Annotated in this window: 16 protein-coding genes; 11 read left to right on the forward strand and 5 right to left on the reverse strand. The window is 63.2% G+C overall.

The genetic code is table 11. The features are described 5' to 3' along the window. Positions 1–168 precede the first annotated feature (168 nt). The 7 genes from MSKU9_RS04950 to MSKU9_RS04980 all read left to right on the forward strand — a co-directional run bounded on the left by MSKU9_RS04950 (position 169) and on the right by MSKU9_RS04980 (position 6194). Positions 169–912, forward strand: a complete 744-nt coding sequence (locus MSKU9_RS04950) for a TlyA family RNA methyltransferase (RefSeq protein ID WP_141260227.1) — start codon at positions 169–171, stop codon at positions 910–912. Between the two features lie 105 nt (positions 913–1017). After that, the gene (gene rlmN, locus MSKU9_RS04955) at positions 1018–2262 is read left to right on the forward strand and encodes a 23S rRNA (adenine(2503)-C(2))-methyltransferase RlmN (RefSeq protein WP_141260228.1); all 1245 of its coding nucleotides are present in this window, start codon (positions 1018–1020) and stop codon (positions 2260–2262) included. 110 nt (positions 2263–2372) lie between these two features. After that, positions 2373–3602 carry an argininosuccinate synthase gene (locus MSKU9_RS04960; protein ID WP_007400432.1) on the forward strand — a complete coding sequence of 410 codons (1230 nt, stop codon included), beginning with the start codon at positions 2373–2375 and terminating at the stop codon, positions 3600–3602. A gap of 48 nt (positions 3603–3650) precedes the next feature. After that, entirely contained in the window at positions 3651–4145 is a 495-nt protein-coding gene (locus MSKU9_RS04965) for an FKBP-type peptidyl-prolyl cis-trans isomerase (protein WP_141260230.1), read from the forward strand. A 79-nt stretch (positions 4146–4224) separates the two neighbouring features. Continuing rightward, positions 4225–4713: a c-type cytochrome gene (locus MSKU9_RS04970; RefSeq protein WP_141260231.1), complete on the forward strand. Its 489-nt coding sequence runs from the start codon at positions 4225–4227 to the stop codon at positions 4711–4713. A gap of 48 nt (positions 4714–4761) precedes the next feature. Further along, positions 4762–5757 carry a tryptophan--tRNA ligase gene (gene trpS / locus MSKU9_RS04975; protein WP_141260233.1) on the forward strand — a complete coding sequence of 332 codons (996 nt, stop codon included), beginning with the start codon at positions 4762–4764 and terminating at the stop codon, positions 5755–5757. A 17-nt stretch (positions 5758–5774) separates the two neighbouring features. Further along, complete coding sequence (locus MSKU9_RS04980) at positions 5775–6194, forward strand: secondary thiamine-phosphate synthase enzyme YjbQ (RefSeq protein WP_141260235.1); 420 nt, start codon at positions 5775–5777, stop codon at positions 6192–6194. Between the two features lie 262 nt (positions 6195–6456). On the opposite strand, the gene fghA is transcribed toward MSKU9_RS04980, so the two are convergent. Together fghA and MSKU9_RS04990 are read right to left on the reverse strand one after the other, a co-directional pair. Then, the gene (gene fghA, locus MSKU9_RS04985; protein ID WP_141260236.1) at positions 6457–7311 is read right to left on the reverse strand and encodes an S-formylglutathione hydrolase; all 855 of its coding nucleotides are present in this window, start codon (positions 7309–7311) and stop codon (positions 6457–6459) included. Positions 7312–7314: 3 nt separating this feature from the next. Then, positions 7315–8430: an S-(hydroxymethyl)glutathione dehydrogenase/class III alcohol dehydrogenase gene (locus MSKU9_RS04990; RefSeq protein ID WP_141260238.1), complete on the reverse strand. Its 1116-nt coding sequence runs from the start codon at positions 8428–8430 to the stop codon at positions 7315–7317. Positions 8431–8674: 244 nt separating this feature from the next. Here MSKU9_RS04990 and MSKU9_RS04995 point away from each other — a divergent pair, with 244 nt between their 5' ends. Next, on the forward strand, positions 8675–9550 hold the full coding sequence (locus MSKU9_RS04995) for a bestrophin family protein (protein WP_162851923.1): 876 nt from the start codon (positions 8675–8677) through the stop codon (positions 9548–9550). An 83-nt stretch (positions 9551–9633) separates the two neighbouring features. After that, on the forward strand, positions 9634–10230 hold the full coding sequence (locus MSKU9_RS05000) for a CarD family transcriptional regulator (RefSeq protein ID WP_026018640.1): 597 nt from the start codon (positions 9634–9636) through the stop codon (positions 10228–10230). 156 nt (positions 10231–10386) lie between these two features. On the opposite strand, the gene MSKU9_RS05005 is transcribed toward MSKU9_RS05000, so the two are convergent. From MSKU9_RS05005 to MSKU9_RS05015, 3 genes are read right to left on the reverse strand one after another with little or no spacing between them, the layout of a single operon-like run. Continuing rightward, positions 10387–11580, reverse strand: a complete 1194-nt coding sequence (locus MSKU9_RS05005; protein ID WP_227002379.1) for an MFS transporter — start codon at positions 11578–11580, stop codon at positions 10387–10389. Positions 11581–11628: 48 nt separating this feature from the next. Next, positions 11629–15831: a translocation/assembly module TamB domain-containing protein gene (locus tag MSKU9_RS05010; RefSeq protein ID WP_141260242.1), complete on the reverse strand. Its 4203-nt coding sequence runs from the start codon at positions 15829–15831 to the stop codon at positions 11629–11631. Then, positions 15831–17789, reverse strand: a complete 1959-nt coding sequence (locus MSKU9_RS05015; protein WP_141260339.1) for an autotransporter assembly complex protein TamA — start codon at positions 17787–17789, stop codon at positions 15831–15833. The genes MSKU9_RS05010 and MSKU9_RS05015 overlap by 1 nt, the downstream gene beginning before the upstream one ends. A 287-nt stretch (positions 17790–18076) precedes the next feature. On the opposite strand from MSKU9_RS05015, the gene MSKU9_RS18745 reads away from it, so the two are divergent. Continuing rightward, the gene (locus MSKU9_RS18745; RefSeq protein WP_264371838.1) at positions 18077–18202 is read left to right on the forward strand and encodes a hypothetical protein; all 126 of its coding nucleotides are present in this window, start codon (positions 18077–18079) and stop codon (positions 18200–18202) included. 12 nt (positions 18203–18214) lie between these two features. Then, entirely contained in the window at positions 18215–19615 is a 1401-nt protein-coding gene (gene miaB / locus MSKU9_RS05020; RefSeq protein WP_227000869.1) for a tRNA (N6-isopentenyl adenosine(37)-C2)-methylthiotransferase MiaB, read from the forward strand. Positions 19616–19703 lie beyond the last annotated feature (88 nt).

Genomic DNA, 19703 nt, shown 5'->3' on the forward strand with positions numbered 1-19703 from the left:
GCCCCATGACCCTGCCCGACCGCTTCATCGATCACAACACCCAGGCCGCACAGTATCATGAGGCCGGGCTGGATGCGCCCGCCATTGTCGCCACCGCGCTGTCCGCCCTTGGCGTGCCGCATTCGCGCCAGATGGCCTGACGCAACCACGAAAAACGGGCACCTGCGCATGGCAAAACGTCGCGTCGATCAGATGCTGGTGGACCGGGGACTGGTGGAAAGCCGTACCCGTGCGCAGGCGCTTATCATGGCCGGTCTGGTCCACACGCCCGACCGCCGCATTGACAAGGCCGGGGAACAGATTGCCGAGGACACGCCCCTGACCCTTAAGGGGCAGGACCATCCGTGGGTATCACGCGGCGGGATCAAGCTGGCGCACGGGCTGGCGCATTTCGACCTGTCGCCCGCGGGCCTGACCTGTCTGGATGTTGGCGCGTCAACCGGCGGCTTTACCGATGTTCTGCTGCATGAAGGTGCGGCAAAGGTCTATGCCGTTGATGTCGGCCATGGACAACTGGCATGGAAACTGCGCAGCAATACCGAACAGGTTGTCGTGCTGGAAAAGTGTAATGCCCGCGCGCTGGACACCTCCATCATCCCTGATCCCATACAGGCGCTGGTATGTGACGCCAGCTTCATCGGCCTGCGCACAGTCCTGCCCGCGGGGCTGGATCTGTGCGTGCCGGGTGCATGGGCCATTGCGCTGATAAAACCGCAGTTCGAGGCGGGACGTGACGCCGTGGGAGCCAAGGGCGTCGTGCGCGACCCGGCCGTGCATGAATCCGTGTGCCAGATGATCCATGAATGGTGGTCGGGCCTGCCGGGCTGGACCGTGCTGGGCATCGACCCCAGCCCGATCACCGGGCCGGAAGGCAACCGGGAATTCCTGATCGCAGCCCGCAGGGACGGCTGATCGGCAGTCGCATCCCCTGCCCCGCCTGTGCTACACAGACGGAAAAGAGCGGCAGAAACGCCCATTCCCTTCACAAATGACACGACGAACATAGGCAGCACCGGTATGTCCGCAGCCCCCGTAATCTCACCTTCCCGGTCACGCGACGGGACGGCGGCCTCGCTTCTGAATGACGAGGAACGCACGCGCATCCGTGCGAAATCCGCGCAGTTCGCGCCACCTGCCGCCGCCCTGCCCGATGGCAGGCGCGACCTTGTGGGCCTGTCGCGTGAGGAACTGACGGACATCATGGTGGAAATTGGCGAAAAGCCATTCCGCACCAAGCAGTTGTGGCACTGGATCTATCATCAGGGCGCCACCGATTTTTCGCGCATGAGTTCCATTGCCCGCCCGTTGCAGGAAAAGCTGGCCGAACGCTTCATTGTCGGTCGTCCCGGCGTGGTGACAGAGCAGACATCACAGGATTCCACGCGTAAATTCCTGTTCCGTTTCCGCGACGGGCAGGAAGCCGAGACCGTGTATATCCCCGACCGGCAGGAAGATCGCGGGGCGGTATGCATTTCATCGCAGGTGGGCTGCACGCTGTCATGCACTTTCTGCCATACCGGCACGCAGGCGCTGGTACGCAATCTGGGGGCTGCGGAAATCGTGGGGCAGTTCATGGCTGCCCGCGACAGCTATGGCGAATGGCCCAGTCCGAAAGGTGATACGCCGCGCCTGCTGTCCACCATCGTGCTGATGGGCATGGGCGAGCCGCTGTACAATTACGACAACGTGGCCAAGGCCATGCGCATCATCATGGACGGCGAGGGCATTGGCCTGTCGCGCCGGCGCATCACGCTGTCCACGTCTGGCGTGGTGCCGATGATGGACCAGTGTGGTGCGGAACTGGGCATCAATCTGGCCGTATCGCTGCACGCCGTGCGCGATGACCTGCGCGACGAAATCGTGCCGCTGAACCGTAAATACCCGATCAGGGAGGTCATCGCCGCCTGCCGCCGTTATCCCGCTGCCAGCAATGCCCGGCGCATCACGTTCGAATACATCATGCTGCGTGGCATCAATGACAGCGAGGCCGATGCCCGCGAACTGGTGCGTCTGATTTCGGGCATTCCGGCCAAGGTCAACCTGATCCCGTTCAACCCGTGGCCGGGCAGCAGCTACAGGCCATCAACGCGTGAGCAGCTGGAACGCTTTGCAAACATCGTGATGGATGCGGGCTTCGCCTCGCCCATCCGCATGCCACGCGGGCGCGACATTCTGGCTGCGTGCGGCCAGTTGCGCACCGAAAGCCAGCGCCTGCGCCGCGCGGGACGGCCGGACACCACGCCGGGCGCTGCCGGGGCGTAAAAATCCGGCCTTATCTTCTGGTCGCCCGCGCCGTGGGATGCTAGGAGGACATGCCGCCGGTTCACCCGGCAAAATGTTGTCCAAAGTTTTCTCGACAGGAGCGTTCTCCCATGGCCGCCAGGGATGTCAAAAAGGTCGTTCTCGCATATTCGGGCGGTCTTGATACTTCCGTGATTCTGCGCTGGTTGCAGACCACCTACAACTGCGAAGTCGTGACGTTCACGGCCGACCTTGGCCAGGGCGAGGAACTGGAACCTGCCCGCCGCAAGGCCGAAATGTTTGGCGTGAAGGAAATCTTTGTCGAGGACCTGCGCGAAACCTTCGTCAAGGATTTCGTATTCCCCATGTTCCGCGCCAACGCGCTGTATGAGGGACAGTACCTGCTGGGCACGTCCATCGCGCGTCCGCTGATCGCCCAGCGCCAGATCGAGATCGCTGAACAGGTCGGCGCCGACGCTGTCGCCCATGGCGCGACCGGCAAGGGCAACGATCAGGTCCGTTTCGAACTGGCCTATTATGCACTCAAGCCCGACATCACCGTAATCGCGCCGTGGCGTGAGTGGGATCTGACATCGCGCACGCGCCTGCTGGCCTTTGCCGAGGAACACCAGATCCCCATCGCGAAGGACAAGCGCGGGGAAGCACCGTTCTCGGTGGATGCGAACCTGCTGCACTCATCTTCCGAAGGCAAGCTGCTGGAAGATCCTGCGGTCGGCCCTGAGGAAATCGTGTTCCAGCGCACCATTTCCCCCGAAGCGGCCCCCGACAAGGCCACCGAAATCACCATCGATTTCGTCTCGGGCGACCCGGTGGCGATCAATGGCGTGGCCATGTCGCCCGCTACGCTGCTGACGCGCCTGAACGAACTGGGCCGTGACAACGGCATCGGTCGTCTGGACCTGGTGGAAAACCGCTTTGTCGGCATGAAGTCGCGCGGCATTTACGAAACCCCGGGCGGCACGATCCTGCTGACCGCGCACCGCAGCATCGAAAGCATCACGCTTGACCGCGAGGCCATGCACCTTAAGGACAGCCTGATGCCGCGCTATGCCGAAATCATCTATAACGGGCTGTGGTTTTCCCCCGAGCGTCGCATGCTGCAGGCCCTGATTGACCAGAGCCAGCATTCCGTGACCGGTCGCGTGCGGCTGAAGCTGTACAAGGGCAACGTGATCTGCGTGGGCCGTGAAAGCCCCAACAGCCTGTATGACACCCGTGTCGTCACCTTCGAGGATGACGAGGGCGCATACAACCAGGCCGACGCGCAGGGCTTCATCAACCTGAACGCGCTGCGCCTGCGCCTGGGGGCCAAGATTGGCCGCCGTGGTGGCGCGCTGTAAGCATCCACCCGATCCTTCGTGTTCATTCCAACAACCTGCCGAGGTGTCATGAAACGCTTTTCCCGTGTCATTCCCCTTCTCCTTGCCACAGCGGTGGCGCTGCCGCTTGCGGCATGCGGGGGCAAGCAGGATGACCAGCCAGAACTGACCCCGGCACAGTTCATGGACAACGTGCGCAAGCAGCCCGGCGTCAAGACCCTGCCGGACGGACTGGCCTACAAGGTCCTGAAATCCGGGCCGAAGGATGGCGCGCAGCCCACCATCAATGACAGCGTGATGGTCATATACGAAGGCCGCCTGCCTGATGGCGGCATTTTCGACAGTTCCGACCAGCACGGGCATGGCGCGTATATGCAGATGCCGCTGGAAATGGTCATCAAGGGCTGGCAGGAAGCCGTGCCCATGATGCATGTGGGTGATACATGGATGCTGTACGTGCCGCCAGAGCTGGGTTACGGGCACAAATCCATGGGCATCATCCAGCCTGACAGCCCGCTGATCTTCAAGATACAGCTTCTGGGCGTCTCCCCCGGCGGCCATTAAGGCATGCAGGGCCATTCTCCCGGTTGGGGGAATGGCCCTTTTTTCATGACATAGCGGGACAGGAAACCGGACAACCGACATGGGTATTGGGACCGGGCGCATGGCGTCCGTACTGCGTGGGGGCTGCATGGTGGCCACCATGATGCTGCTGACGGCCTGCACGCGCCATGGGCAGGAAGGCTATGCACGTTACCGCACCAATTGCGGCATCTGCCACCATGGCGGCGAAGGGATGAAGGGCGAGATCCCGCCCGTATCCGGCCGGGTGGACAGGATCGCCGCAACGCCGGAAGGCAAGCAGTACCTCATGCACGTGCTGCTGAACGGGCTGAATGGCCCGCTGCAGATTGATGGCGTGCGCTACAACTTCTCCATGCCGCCGTTCCGCGCCCACCTGTCGGATGTGGAAATCGCCTCCATCCTCAGTTATCTGGCCACACGCGGCGACACCCGCCCCATCCCGGTATTCACGCCTGAAGAAGTGGCAGCCGAACGCGCCCGCCCCCTGACCACCACCATGGTGGCGGAAGAACGCCGCCGCCTTGACGCCATTCACCCCCTGCCCTGACAACCCGGCACCTTGACCTGCACGGGCAAAAAAACGGAAAATACCTTCATGCAACGCCTATTTTCCGGCATCCAGCCGACCGGTATCCCGCAGCTTGGCAATTACCTTGGTGCAATACGCAACTGGGTTGCGCTGCAGCGTGATCATGAATGTATCTTCTGCCTGGTGGACATGCACGCCATCACCACATGGCAGGACCCTGCGGTGCTGCGCCAGCAGACCCTGGCGCAGACAGCGGTCCTGCTGGCGTCGGGCGTCGATGTGCAGAAACATATCCTGTTCAACCAGTCCGCCGTCAGCGCCCATGCGCGGCTGGGATGGATTTTCAACTGTGTCGCGCGTATCGGCTGGCTCAACCGCATGACGCAGTTCAAGGACAAGGCCGGCAAGGACCGTGAAAAGCATTCCGCCGGCCTGTATGTCTATCCTGACCTCATGGCCGCCGACATCATGGCGTACAAAGCCACGGTCGTGCCGGTGGGTGATGACCAGAAGCAGCATCTTGAACTGACCAACGACATTGCCCAGAAATTCAACCATGATTACGGGACCGAATTTTTCCCGCAGGTCGAGGCCCTGATCCCGCCGCAGGGTGCGCGCGTCATGAGCCTGCGTGACGGCACCAAGAAAATGTCCAAATCCGATCCCTCCGCCCAGAGCCGGATCGAGATGACGGATAATGCTGACGCCATTGCCAACAAGATCAAGCGCGCCAAGACCGATTCCGAACCCCTGCCGTCCGAGGAAGCAGGTCTTGAAAACCGGCCCGAGGCCCGCAACCTTGTCACCATCTACGCCACGCTGTCCGGCCGGACGGTCGCCGACGTGCTGACGCAGTTTGGCGGTCAGGGTTTCGGTCCATTCAAGACTGCGCTGAGTGACGTGGTGGTAGCCGCGATCGACCCCATTGCGACGGAAACCGGACGCCTGCTGAAGGAACCCGGCTTTTTGTGTGACACGCTGCGCGATGGTGCGGACCGGGCGCGCGCCATTGCCGAGCCGATTGTATCGGAAGCAGAATCCCTGATCGGCTTCCTGAAGTAAGCACGAAAGGTGGTACCATGCGGCAGGAACTGCACAGCCTGCAAATTATGACCCGGGGCAAGGGACTGGTTCCGATCGACCGGCCGGTTCTGGACTGGGTGGAGCAGAGCGGGATCGAAACCGGCCTGCTGACGCTATGGTGCCGCCATACCTCCGCATCGCTGGTGGTGCAGGAAAATGCTGACCCTACGGTGCGCACGGATATCGAACGGTATTTCGAAACCCTCGTGCCCGAACAGCCGGGACGTTACATCCATGATGATGAAGGGCCGGACGACATGCCAGCCCATTTGCGCGCCATGCTGACCAATACCCAGCTTTCCATCCCCGTGGCGGATGGACGACCGGTTCTGGGCATGTGGCAGGGACTGTACCTGTTTGAACACCGTGCACGCCCACACCGGCGGGAAATCGCGCTGCACCTGATTGGTGACTGACGGCACACTGGCAATCATGATGCCCCGTGAACGGCATGAGGGCGATCATTTTCTGCCCGCGACATATTCGGCAAAGGGTGCTTTTTTCAGGAATACGGCGTTTTCTGAAGCTTCCTGAGAAACGCTTTACCAAAAACTTTTATTGTTTATCAGCACGTTGTTTTCAACATGCGCGGCCATGCCCGACCCGCACGAAAACAGGGCGACCGGTGCATATACCCATGCACCGGCACACCGGGTCCGCTGCTCCCCGGACAGGGGATCACGCCGCGTTCAGGATGGCAGCGTGATGGTCGATATGATCGGCAATGAACGACTGGACGAACCAGTAGGAATGGTCGTAGCGCGGATGCACGCGCAGGCGTAACCCCTGTCCTGCCGCACCGGCTGCCGCCGCCAGCAGTTCGGGTTTGAGCTGGTCATGCAGGAACTGATCGGCTTCCCCCTGGTCCACCAGAATTTCGGTGGGATGGGTATGCCCCGCTTCCAGCAGCAGGGTCGCATCATGCCGCGCCCATGTGGCGCGATCGGGACCGAGATAGGTGGCGAACGCCTTTTCCCCCCATGGCACGATGGCAGGATGGCAGATCGGGGCAAAAGCCGAAACCGATTTCCATGCGTCCGGCGCACGCAAGGCATGGACCAGCGCGCCATGCCCGCCCATGGAATGCCCCATGATGCCACGCCGCGTGCCATCAATAGCAAACACGCCCTGCGTCAGTTCGGGCAGTTCATGGCTGACATAGGTGCCCATGCGGTAATGCTGCCGCCATGCGGACGTCGTGGCATCAAGGTAGAAGCCCGCCCCCGTGCCAAGATCATAGGCATCATCCTCCCCCGCAACACCCGCACCCCGTGGCGAGGTATCGGGAGCTACCAGAGCGATGCCGTGCCGGGCTGCGAAACGCACGGCATTGGACTTGATCAGAAAGGTTTCCTGCGTGCAGGTCAGGCCGGCCAGCACATGGATGACGGGCACGCGTTCACCCGCCAGCGCACGTTCGGGCAGGAACACGCCAAAACGCGCCTCCAGCCCAAGGCTTTCAGACGGATGGCTATAAAACCCGACCCGCCCGCCACAGCTTGCATGTTCCTCAAGCGTCGTGATCGCGCCCATGCGTCAGAACTCGACAACCGTGCGGATGCTTTCACCCTTCGCCATCATATCGAACCCTTCGTTGATGCGCTCCAGCGGCAGCTTGTGGGTGATCAGGCTGTCGATATCGATGCGGTTTTCCATGAACCAGTCCACGATGCGCGGCACGTCAGTGCGTCCGCGCGCGCCACCAAAGGCGGATCCGATCCACCGCCGCCCGGTCACAAGCTGGAACGGCCGCGTGCTGATTTCCTGACCGGCACCCGCGACCCCGATGATGGTGGAAACACCCCACCCACGATGCGCGCATTCCAGCGCCTGCCGCATGAGTGTGGGGTTGCCGACGCATTCAAAGGAATAGTCCACGCCGCCGCCGGTCAGTTCCACAATATGGCCAACCAGATCGCCGTTGGGACCAAGGTCCCTGGGGTTGATGAAATCGGTCATGCCGAATTTGCGGGCAATGGCCTCACGTTCAGGGTTGATGTCAATGCCGATGATCCGTTCGGCACCCACCATTTTCGCCCCCTGAATGACATTCAGCCCGATCCCGCCCAGGCCGAACACGGCAACCGTGCTGCCGGTCTCGACCTTGGCGGTGAACAGCACGGCACCGATTCCGGTGGTTACCCCGCAGCCGATATAGAATACCTTGTCAAACGGGGCATCTGAGCGGATCCTGGCCAGCGCGATTTCGGGCAGCACGGTATAGTTGGCGAAAGTGGAACAGCCCATGTAATGATGGATCGGCTGTCCCCTGAATGAAAAGCGCGACGTGCCATCGGGCATCAGCCCCTTGCCCTGTGTCGATCGGATGGCCGTGCACAGGTTGGTCTTGCGCGACAGGCAGGACTTACATTCCCGGCATTCGGGGGTGTAGAGCGGGATGACATGGTCGCCGGGCCTAAGATGTTTCACACCCGCGCCAACTTCCACCACCACACCGGCCCCTTCATGGCCGAGGATGGCGGGAAACAGCCCCTCCGGGTCTGCACCCGACAGGGTGAACTTGTCAGTATGGCACAGCCCGGTGGCCTTGATCTCGACCAGTACCTCACCCGCGCGCGGGCCTTCAAGCTGCACGGTCTCGATTTCAAGTGGTTTGCCTGCCTCGAAAGCAACGGCTGCCCTTACGTCCATGAACCCGGTCTTTCCTTCAATGCGCGGGCGTCCCCATGGGCGCGCCCCTGTTACGTAACGATTAAGAGCATCATCGGCACCGGCGTCAATGTCATGCAGCCATGCGGAACCTGACGATATTTTCAGTGACAAAACATGCCACCCGCCCATGCATGGTCCCGCAACCACGCTCCAATGTGATAAGCGGCAGGGGGGACCCGGTGACGGATCCCCGGATTTTCTCCAGACATACCGGGATGCTTGCATGGTCATTGATCGCAGAATTGGTTTGTGGATCCTGCTTCGCGAAAGCGCGCTGTCACTGGTTTTCCTGTGCGCGTGGGACGTGGTGGTCGTGGTGATGTTCCAGATCTTCCATCAGGAATGGATGGAACAGCCGACCCTGCCCATATCGCTGATCGGCTCGGCGCTGGTGCTGTTCATGAGCTTCCGCAACAACACCGCTTACAACCGCTGGTGGGAAGGGCGCACCCTGTGGGGGGCGGTCACCAACAACAGCCGGTCCTTCGCCCGGCAGGCGGGCACGATCCTGCGCGGGTGCCCCGATCTGGCCCGTGCCATGGCGGCCTATCCCTATGCCCTGCGCGGCGCGCTGGGGCGGCTGGACGCAACGGACGACATCATGCGCCTGCTGCCCGATTCCATGAAACCGGGCATCGCGGGGAAGGTGAACATCCCTGCCGCTATCCTGTTCGAAATCGGGCTGCGGGTGGATGCGGAATCACGCAGGCTGGGCATAGACGGCGCGCTGCAGGGACAGATCGACCGTATCCTGTCGGATATGAGCAACGCGCAGGGCGGCCTGGAGCGTATCCGCAATACACCGCTTGCCATCCAGTTTTCGGTCCTGCCAAAGGTGGTGGCGGTGGTGTTCTGCATCATCCTGCCGCTGTCCATGGTTCAGACGCTGGGATGGATCACGCCACTGGGGTCATCGCTGGTGGGGCTGCTGTTCGTCGCACTGGACAAAATCGGAAACGACCTGCAGGACCCCTTCAGCGCGACACCGCATGGCATGCCGATGCTGGCCATTTCACGCACGATCGAAATCGACCTGATGCAGTCCTGCGGCCTGCCCGCGCCACCACCGCTGACGCCCGTGCGCGGCATACAGGCGTGACGCGCGGCACCTGATGGCCCACCCTGCCCGATGCCATATGAAGGAATCAGGACAGAACGCCAGATTTATGCTATATGCATGGCATGAGCATGTTCAGAACCACCCAGAAGGGCACTGTGACCGATGCAATGGCACGGACGGCCGCAGCTGCCACGGCAGCCGAAGCAAAGTCCAGCAAGGCCGTAAAAGACGAGGATCCATTCCGTGAGGGCGACGCCATCGTCTATGCAGCGCATGGCGTTGGCCGTGTTGACCGGATTGGCGTTGACGAAATCGCGGGCACCAAGCTGGAAATGATCCAGATCTCCTTTCCCGGCAACCAGATGACGCTGCGCATCCCGCTGTCCAAGGCGCGCAAGTCGGGCCTGCGCAAGATCGTATCAAGGGAAATCGTGGACAAGGCGATGGCCATCATCAAGGGCAAGCCGCATGTCAGCCGTGGCATGTGGGCGCGCCGCGCGGTCGCCTATCAGGAAAAGATCAATTCCGGCGATCTGGTGCAGATTGCCGAGGTGCTGCGTGACCTGCGCCGCAATGTGGACAGCCTTGATGGCAGCTTCAGCGAACGCAAGCTGTTCGAGGCGGCACAGGAACGCTTCGTGGCCGAAGTCGCCGTACTGGAAGGCAAGGAACCGACCGAAGTCCTCGAAAAGCTGACCGAGGTCATGAAGGCGGCCTGATTGCTCCGTCTTTTCCCCTGAACCCCCAACCCGATGCCGCCGGCCCCTGTGCCGGCGGTTCTGATTCAGGACACAAACGTTTTTGGTACAGCTTTTTTCAAAAAGCTGCAAAGGACGCCGCCTTTTTGAAAAAAAGGCAGAACCCAGAAACTTTCATTATTTATCAATAATCTGGCGGGAATCAGGGGTGCGGATGACAAACATGACGACGCACCCCGCCACCGCCGCCAGCATGGCCATGGCAAAGGGACTGCGTGGCCCTGCCACGCCAGCCAGTACACCGGACAGCACCGCGCCTGTCCCTGCTGCGATATCAAAGAAGACATCAAACAGCCCGATTGCCGACCCTGCCGCTGCGGCTGGCGCCTGCCGCAGCACCGGTAGTGCCAGCAGCGGATAGGTCAGCGAAAATCCAAGCCCGGTCAGGAAACTGCCCGCAGCTGCCCATGCCGGTCCCGGCGCCAGCCAGATCAGGGACAGGCCCAATGCCTCCACCAGCATGATCGCGGCCACCATCGGCCTGACATCGTCACGATCCACATGGCGGCTGCCAACCAGACGGGCAATGACATGCCCCGCGCCAAACGCCCCTAGCGCCCAGCCCCCGCCATGCCAGCCACGATCTGCATAAAAAATGACCAGAAAGGACGAAATCGCGGCAAACCCCACCGCCGACAGGCCCAGGGTCAGCCCCCATGCCCATGTATGCCCGATCAGGTATTTCCAACGCATGCCACTGCCCGGATCGCCCGCACGTGGCCGCACGGGTGCGGGCAGCAACAGGGTCAGCCCCATACCCGCCGTCGGCAGGGCGATGGCGACAAGGCACACGCGGCCAAAACCGGCATGGGCCTCGATCACGTCCCCCAGTGCGGTGCCAATGCCCAGACCGGCAAATATGGCCAGCCCGACCCATGACATCGCGGCCCCCGCACGCGCGCTGCCCACCGTCGTCACGGCCCAGACGCCCCCGCCCGTGACCATCAGCCCTTCGCCCAGTCCCATGGCCAGCCGTCCCGCCATGATCATCACCTGCTGCATGCTCAGTGGCAGGACGGGTACCAGCACAAAGCTGTAGGCAAGCGCGGAACAAGCCGTGCATAGCAGGCCACATAGCAGCGTGTTGCGTCCACCAAGCCGGTCCGCCATCCGCCCGGCCCTCGGGCGCGACAGCACGGTGGCGACGGACTGGATGCCCATGATCACACCGATCATGGTAGTCCCGGACGCAAAACGTGACTGGAGTTCCAGCGGCAGGGCCGACATCGCTACCCCCATCGCCAGCATGCCGCTGCCAATGGCCAGCATGATGGGCAGCAGGCCACCACGGGTCGTAACATGAGAATTCATGACGGGACCGTAATGCATTTTCCCCGCACCGAACAGGTCAGCGCGTATTCAGTACTTGAACTGGTACAGCAACCCGATACTGCTACCCGGATCATTTTCCGGCGTAGTGAAACCGGTCACGTTGCCGCCCGTGCCCACCGTGGTGTTCAGCTTCAGCCGCCTGGTCAGGTCAACCTGCACCTGCGCCTGCGTACCCGAACCCGATGTCGCCTGCTTGGCCCCCACATAGACACGGCGCATAACGTATTTCCCCGCCTCGATCGATCCGGTGTCATTACTGCCCGATCCGTTGGATGAACTGCTCATCTGCAACCGGTCCAGATGCAGCGTCTTGCGCACCATGCCCAGCGGGTCAAAGGCGGAACCACCACTCAGCGTCGCAACGGCGGCCGCGATCGACGCCATCTGCGTGGGCGAAAGCGACTGCGTATCCGACCCGAACAGAAGGATGGCCAGGATCTGGTCCTGCGACAGCGGCGGCGTGGAGGAAAACGAAATTTTCGGCGCGCTGGCATAGCCGCCTACATTCAGCCGGGCCGTGCCGTCATTCGTGCTGCGCTCGGCCACGAAATCCAGCGTAGGGTCGATTGCATGGGTCACACCCACACCATTGAAGCCCACCTGCCCCTTGCTGAAATCAAGCGAGATGCCACCCAGCGAGAACCCGCCCTTGACCAGCGAAAACCCACCCGTCACCACTGGTGCGACAGTGGTACCGCCGGTATGGATGCTACCGTGCATTTCCGTGTTCAGCCCGTGCCCGCGCACATAGAACTGCCCTGGCGATCGCACGTCCAGTCCCAGCCCGATCACCAGCGGGGAGGAATGGACCACCTTTTCCTGCACCGCCGCATCCTCGGGGCGGATTACATCCAGATGCGCGACCGAGGTCGGTAGCGAGTCCGGAATATTGACATCCACGCGCTTGAGCGTGATGCCCCCTGTCGCGTCGATCCTGCTGGCAAGCTGGCCCTTTATGCCCAGATCACCGTTTATGGTCGCGGTCACAAGGTCACTGGCCAGCGGCCGGGCGTTGTCGGCATGGATATGCAGGTCGATCGGCTGACCGGGTTCCAGCACCCCATAACTGCCGGTGACACTGATCGTCCCCTTGCCCGCCTGCGCATTCAGGTCAGCGATGACCAGCCGGTCCCCCATTGCATTGACCGTGCCACGCATTGCGGACAGCTGTATGCCCTGTCCATAATCATGAAATACGCCATTGGTCAGGTTCAGCGTGCCATTCAGACGTGGCTGCTGTGGGGTGCCGCGCACGCCCAAGCCGATCTGCAGCGCGCCACCCGCCTGCATGCCCTGCGCCCCCAGATAGGCATTGGCCACCGCAAGGTCCACATTGCCATCCGCCTGCAGCGTGATCTGGCCCGCCTTGTTGACCGGGGCCGTGCCATGCAGCCCCAGATTGACCTGCGTGCCCGCACGCACCTGCGCATCGACCCGCGCCATGCCCGCTGTCAGGTTGGCCGTGGCCTCCACTGATGCAGGCGCCAGGGAGGACGTATAGTCGGTATGGTATTTCAGATCCTGCCCCTGCACCGTAACCCGGCCGGAGGGACGATCGAGTGTCCCGGTCAGCCGCGCTTCGGCCGACAGCGTTCCCTGCGCATGCAGCGTGGGGACGAAGGGCGCAAGCAGGTCGGGTGACAGGCGGCTGACAACCGCATGCAGGTCCAGCGTGGGCCTGACCCTGCCACTGACCTCCACGCTGCCCGACTGCCCGCGTGGGGGCGTCAGGCTGACCCTCAGGTGGTCAATCGCGGTTTCCTTGCCATAGGTCACGGTGGCCGGGGCATCCAGCCGGATGACCTCGCGCCGGGCCTGTGCTTCCAGCCGGCGTATGTTCACGGAACTTGCGGGAATGTTGGACAGCACCGCTGCGTCAATGGTGGCAGGCCCCGTCCATGGCGTATCCAGCCCCGACTGCGCCACCACGTTCAACGCGGCAAACGGCCCCTTTGCGGTGACATGCGCATGCCCCCCCATATCGCGGAAATGCGCGTTATCCACCACAAGGTCGAGGTCGGTCACCGGCGCATCCCCCGTCGGGTCCTGCACCCTGCCCTTCAGCACCAGACGGTCCACCCGCGCCATGGCGGCACTCAGCGCGCTGTCCACGTTCACGCTCATGGCGGCAGGACTGTCCGCAGTGGCACTGGTGCTGTGCAGGCTGGCTGACAGGTGGCCGCTTATGTCCTGTCCCGTAAGATCGCGCAGGTCCGCAAGCCGCGTCATGTGCAGGTCCAGCGTGCCCGAAGGCACCACATGCCCCTTGGGCAGCATCATGTCCGCAAGCCCGGTCAGGCTTTTCCAGTTCAGGTGCGAAAGCTGGATATGACGGCTTTCATCGGCATTGCTGTCCAGCCGGGCGGCGATCTGGATGGGCGCGCGGTCCACCGTGCCCGATACATCCAGCGCCCCCTCCCTGACCTGCGGCAGGTGCTGCATGCTCAGGCTGGCCTGCACGTTGCCCGCCGCCGTGTTGCTGGCCGCCATGCTGGCCTGCATCTTCAGGCTGGCGGCAAGGTCATTGACCGGGCCTGTGGCATGCAGGTCCGCCTGCGCCTGCCCTTTCAGCGTGGGGGCCAGCACATGCAGGTCCGACAGGGCAAGATGCGCCGTGGCATCAACCTCCATCGGGTCCCCCGTCACCAGCCGGGCAGGTGTCGCATCAAGGTGCAGGGTCCGCCCCTCCGCCAGCAGCGAGGTAAATGTGACGGTATTCCCCTTACCCGGCCCGCTGCCGATGGTGCCCGCGATATTCAGGTGTCCCCTGTCCCCGATCAGGCCGACCGCCATGGGCAGGCCGCCATCCAGCACGATATGGCTGTCCAGCGCGAACGGCCCTGCCTGCCGCGCCGTGGGCAGGGTGATGCTGCCATCCAGCCCGGCATGGCCATGCATCTGCGTGCCGCCCGCCGCCGCCAGCGGGCCAAGGTCCGGCAGGTCGGCATGGAAGGTCGCCGCCATGGGCCGCGCCGTCGTGACCCGTCCGGTCAGCCGCGCCAGCGGATGCGACAGTGTCAGGTCCACCGGCCCCCCTGTTGCATCGGGACGCCACAGCACATCCAGCCGCAGCGGATCAGAAGCAAACAGCGTGGGCTGGCTGCCCGGAATGCGCAGGCCGGTCACGGTGGTATGGAGGGCGGCGTGCTCCTCCTGTCCGCCTGCCTGCGCGCTCAACCCTTCGGCCACCATGTGCAGGGAGGTGAAACCGGCGTCGTTATAGGTCAGGCGATCAATATCCAGCGTGCCATTGCCGGTGGGCCGGTCCACCGTGCCCCCCATATGGGCGGCAAGGCTTATGCCCTGCCAGTTTGCGCCGCTGATCGTCACCGGATCGCTTTTGCCCGATACATCCAGCGCCATGTGGTGCGTGACCAGCCCGACCTGGCCACCCGCCTGAAGGTGAATGGCCCCGGCCGTGGCGGACAGGGCAAGGCGACTGGCATCACGCGGGCCGTGCAGGCCCAGTGACAGGTCCATGGGCGCCAGGGCGGACAGGCCACTCAGGGTGGCGACAAAGCCCTGCGCGTCCTCATGCGCACGCAGGTCCAGCGCGACATTGGCGCGATCCAGCCGCGTGGTCAGCGAAAGCGCCCCGGGCCGGTCCAGCCGCTTCAGGTCCAGCGCGATATCGGCGGGCGGCAGGGTCGCTATGGAAAAATGGTCCAGCACCGGAGCGATGTCATCAAGGCTGGCATGACCATTGAGGCTGAAGGACGCGGGCACGCGGGCAATGGCAGCGCCCACGTCAATCCGCGCCACATGCACCGCGCGGATATCGACAGCCATGTGGATGCTGCCTGACGTGTCCTTTTCCGGCTTTGACGGATGGGCGGGATCATCCTCGCTCAGTCGGGGAATGGACAGGCGCGCCATGGACAGGTTGCCGATCACGGCGCGCCGCGTCAGCAGTCGCAGCGGCGACCAGTCCAGTTGCAGGTCATCAATCGACAGCCACGCGCCTTTATAATCATCCAGTTCCAGATGCCGGACATGCAGCGCATCGGGAAAACGCCCTCCCAGCCCCGACAGGTGCACGCTGCCACCGGTCAACCCCGGCAGGCGCCGTTCGATTTCATGCTGGCCCGCACCGGTATTGGCCGCCACCAGCACCATGCCCAGCGCCGCCACCACCAGTCCCACCGGAATGCCCACTGCAAAGGCGGTCGCGCGCAGGACGCGCCGGGCCGTGCCACGCGGCGGTGTGGAGGGGATGGTCGTCTCAGGCATCAGAACGTTTCCCCCAGCCCCACATACAGTTCCCACTTGTCACCCCGCGCGGGGCGGTTGATCGGCACGGCCACATCCAGGCGCACCGGGCCGATGGGCGTATAATAGCGTGCCCCGGCACCAGCACCCACGCGCACCGTGCCCTGGAACGGCGTCCGGTCCGCCGTGACCTGACCTGCGTCGATAAAGCCGACAGCGCCGAATTTCTGCATGATGCGCTGACGGTATTCAAACGACCCCGCATCCATGGACGTGCCACCAATGGCATAGCGCGTATTGGCGAACTGTGGCCCCACGCCCTGATAGCGGAAGCCGCGCACCGTGGCGGAGCCACCGGCATACAGCCGCTGGTCAGGCGGGATGGCGAAGGTCGATGCCCCTTCCACATTGCCAATGGTGCCGCGCCACGCCAGCACGCTGCGGCCCGGGCGCGACAGGCCCAGGGCCTTCAGGTCGAAATAGGTCGAGACCGTCGCCTGCATGATCGCGAAGAACGACGTACCGTCCGTCAGCGAAGCCGATGGCGTGATGCTGGCGCCCAGCCGCACTCCGTGGGTTGCAGGAGTGATGGGGTTGTCCACCCCCGTGCCGTCATAATTGGCCGAAAGCGGCAGGGATGCGATGAAATAGCTGTTGTTGGTACGCATCTGCTGGATCTGTTCCTGCTCGATCTGGCCGCCAAAGGACACGTTCCAGTGACGGTTGACGCGGCGGATGATGCCGATACGCGCCAGCAGCGCGGTCTGACGGTAGGAATAGAGTTCCTGTTTGATCCCCTCCAGGCGCGCGCTCATGTTCTGGTTGCGCGACCCGAAATCGGGCTTCAGCAGGTCGGCATAGAAGTCATAGCCCAGCCCCTGCTCCGCCGAGCCGCCAAGCCCGGTAATCAGCGCCGTCAGCCGCAGCCTCTCGGCATTGCCGAACAGGTTGTTATGCGTCCATGTCACACCCGCGCGGCCACCAAGGTCGGTGGAATAGCCACCTTCCGCGCCCACGCTGTGGCGCTTGCCCTCACGGAACGCAAAATCAAGTGGCATGGAGCCATCGGGGGCAAGCGTATCGCCATGGTTGACCTGCACATCAGCAAACAGCCCGGTGGCGGCAATGTCCTGCCGGGCGCGTTCAATGCGCGAAGGCTGGTACAGCTCCCCCGGTGCGATGGTCAGCCTGCGCGCGATATAGGCCGGGTGCGTGCGCTGCAGCCCCGCGAAGTCGAACGCCCCCAGATTGACCACCGGCCCGCGATGGACGGTATAAGCGATGTCGAGCGTATGCGTGTCGGGCCGCAGCCAGGCCTGCGGCTTGCTGACACTGGCCAGTGCGTATCCCTCCTCCGTCAGGGCGGTCTGGAGCGTGACGCCGGCGGCCAGCACGTTTTCGGCCTGCGCGGGCATGCCGGGCTTCATGGCGAAGGCCTTTACCTCATCCGCATTCAGCTTGACGGGCGGGTCGCCCCTGTCGGGATTCAGCGTCACGACCCCGATACGGAACTGCACGCCGGGCTGGGCGCTGATGGTGACCTGTGCCCTGTGCCCCTCGGGAATGGACTGCATCCATTCGGGCAGGTCCGGATCGCGCCCGTCATGGCTGCCTGCAATGGGCGCACCGGACTTGCCGCCGGCATCGGCCACGGTAATGGTGATGCCGCCCGCATAAAAACCAAAGCTTTCCAGCGCGCTGATCAGGCGGGAATAATCGTTATGGATACGCCCCGTCAGCGCGAAGGGGCTGACGGCCTGCGTCTTCTGCAGCGACAGCAGGTCCGATGACGCACGCAGCGCGTCATCAAGGTCTGCATTGCCGGTCGGGCGCAGGGTGGTGGTGTATTCCTGCGGGTCGGCCGCCATGGCGGCCGGAACCCATGACCCGAAGACTGTCATGGCTGCAAACAGGCTTACATAACCGGCACTGCGCCGGGCACGCGCATTAAGGCCGCGTGCCAGACGGGAATGACGCAATCCTGTCAAACGGTGCCGCCCCTGTTCCTGTCTTGCGTGTATTCAGTTTCCCACTGTGTGATAACTGCCATTCCCGGCATGCATGATCAAACCGATATTAACGTCGTTGCCTTAATAAGTTCCGAATATGTCATATAGGTGCCCAAAAGACGCGGGTCATGTTGCAAACTGTCTCCACCCCCCCAATCCTTTCTTGACATACCCCCGATTCCAGCGGGCATGATCGACATGGGCAGGAAGGGGTTGCCGCATCCGGCACCCTGCCATGATGCAAACCGGGAGCGTTGATGGGCAGACCATTTGTTCCTTGGCTTATTATCGACGGCAAGGCACTTGACCGCACGCAACTGTACACCGATGTGTTGCGCCCGTTATGCGGGCACCCGCCCGCGATGATGCCCGAGGATACCTGACCTGTGAACAGCCTGTCTCCCCCTTCCGGTGTGGCCCAGCCGCAAACCAGCACATCGTCCACGACAAGGGGGCTTCATGTCATAACATGGGGCTGCCAGATGAACGTGTATGACAGCGAACGGATGTCGGACGTGCTGCGCCCGCTGGGCTATCGCGCCGTGGGGGCACCGGATGATGCGGACATGATCATTCTCAACACCTGTCATATCCGTGACCGCGCGGCCGAAAAGGTTTTTTCCGAACTGGGCCGCCTGCGCAAGGTCAAGGAAGCCCGCGCCGAACGGGGCGAAGGCACGGTGCTGGCCGTGGCGGGGTGTGTGGCGCAGGCGGAAGGCGGCGAAATACTGGCCCGCGCGCCGTATGTCGATATCGTACTGGGACCGCAGACCTATCACCGCCTGCCCGAAATGGTTGCCCGCGCGGCCCGTGCGGCGGGCGCGGTGATCGAGACGGATTTCCCCGTCGAGCAGAAATTCGACTTCCTGCCCGCCGACCGCGAAGCCCCGGCCGGGGGGGCTGCCTTCCTGACCATTCAGGAAGGGTGTGACAAATTCTGTTCCTTCTGCGTCGTACCATATACGCGCGGGGCCGAAAGCAGCCGCCCCGCACAGGCCGTGATCGCGGAAGCCCGGCGGCTGGTCGCCGCAGGCGTGCGCGAGATCACCCTGCTGGGCCAGAACGTCAACGCCTACCATGGCGATGGCCCTGATGGGCGCACATGGGGGCTGGCGCGCCTTGCCCGCGTGCTGGCCGATGATGTGGGGGTCGAACGCATCCGCTACACCACGTCGCACCCGCGCGACATGGAAGACGACCTGATTGCCGCCCATCGCGACCTGCCGCAGCTCATGCCGTTCCTGCACCTGCCGGTGCAGTCCGGCTCCGACCGGGTGCTGGCCGCCATGAACCGGGGACACACGGCGGATGAATACCGCGCACTGGCTGGCCGCCTGCGCGACGCACGGCCCGACCTTGCGCTGTCATCCGACTTTATCGTCGGTCACCCCGGCGAGACGGATGCCGACTTTGCCGACACGATGCGCCTGATCAACGATATCGGCTTCGCGCAGGCCTATTCCTTCAAATACTCCTCGCGTCCCGGCACGCCTGCGGCCGGTGCGGCCATGCACGTGCCCGAGGATGTGAAGGATGCCCGCCTGCAGGAACTTCAGGCCATGCTGCGCGTACAGCAGGATGCATTCAATGACGCGACCATCGGCCTGACCGCACCCGTCCTGTTTACCGGACGCGGGCGCAAGCCGGGACAGCTTTCGGGGAAAAGCCCGTGGCTGCAGGCCGTGAACGTGGATGGGCCGGACAGCCTGATCGGACGTATCGCAAACGTGGATATCCGCCACCGTTACACCAACTCGCTCGGCGGTGTCCTGACAGAGGAGACAGACAGGGCTTGAGAGAACAGACACAATCCACGCTCCACGTCCCCCGTCGCGGCGGCGGGCGGCGTCCTCCCCCCCACGGCGCGGCTGCGGCAAATGACCG

Origin of the sequence: Komagataeibacter diospyri (genome assembly GCF_006538165.1) — a bacterium.
GTDB classification, from domain to species: Bacteria; Pseudomonadota; Alphaproteobacteria; order Acetobacterales; family Acetobacteraceae; genus Komagataeibacter; species Komagataeibacter diospyri.

What these genes read in the sequence shown, in the direction of transcription:
- MSKU9_RS04950 (WP_141260227.1), top strand. Translation starts at nt 169, where the DNA reads ATGGCAAAACGTCGCGTCGATCAGATGCTGGTGGACCGGGGACTGGTG.
- rlmN (WP_141260228.1), top strand. Translation starts at nt 1,018, where the DNA reads ATGTCCGCAGCCCCCGTAATCTCACCTTCCCGGTCACGCGACGGGACG.
- MSKU9_RS04960 (WP_007400432.1), top strand. Translation starts at nt 2,373, where the DNA reads ATGGCCGCCAGGGATGTCAAAAAGGTCGTTCTCGCATATTCGGGCGGT.
- MSKU9_RS04965 (WP_141260230.1), top strand. Translation starts at nt 3,651, where the DNA reads ATGAAACGCTTTTCCCGTGTCATTCCCCTTCTCCTTGCCACAGCGGTG.
- MSKU9_RS04970 (WP_141260231.1), top strand. Translation starts at nt 4,225, where the DNA reads ATGGGTATTGGGACCGGGCGCATGGCGTCCGTACTGCGTGGGGGCTGC.
- trpS (WP_141260233.1), top strand. Translation starts at nt 4,762, where the DNA reads ATGCAACGCCTATTTTCCGGCATCCAGCCGACCGGTATCCCGCAGCTT.
- MSKU9_RS04980 (WP_141260235.1), top strand. Translation starts at nt 5,775, where the DNA reads ATGCGGCAGGAACTGCACAGCCTGCAAATTATGACCCGGGGCAAGGGA.
- fghA (WP_141260236.1), bottom strand. Translation starts at nt 7,311, where the DNA reads ATGGGCGCGATCACGACGCTTGAGGAACATGCAAGCTGTGGCGGGCGG.
- MSKU9_RS04990 (WP_141260238.1), bottom strand. Translation starts at nt 8,430, where the DNA reads ATGGACGTAAGGGCAGCCGTTGCTTTCGAGGCAGGCAAACCACTTGAA.
- MSKU9_RS04995 (WP_162851923.1), top strand. Translation starts at nt 8,675, where the DNA reads ATGGTCATTGATCGCAGAATTGGTTTGTGGATCCTGCTTCGCGAAAGC.
- MSKU9_RS05000 (WP_026018640.1), top strand. Translation starts at nt 9,634, where the DNA reads ATGAGCATGTTCAGAACCACCCAGAAGGGCACTGTGACCGATGCAATG.
- MSKU9_RS05005 (WP_227002379.1), bottom strand. Translation starts at nt 11,580, where the DNA reads ATGAATTCTCATGTTACGACCCGTGGTGGCCTGCTGCCCATCATGCTG.
- MSKU9_RS05010 (WP_141260242.1), bottom strand. Translation starts at nt 15,831, where the DNA reads ATGCCTGAGACGACCATCCCCTCCACACCGCCGCGTGGCACGGCCCGG.
- MSKU9_RS18745 (WP_264371838.1), top strand. Translation starts at nt 18,077, where the DNA reads ATGGGCAGACCATTTGTTCCTTGGCTTATTATCGACGGCAAGGCACTT.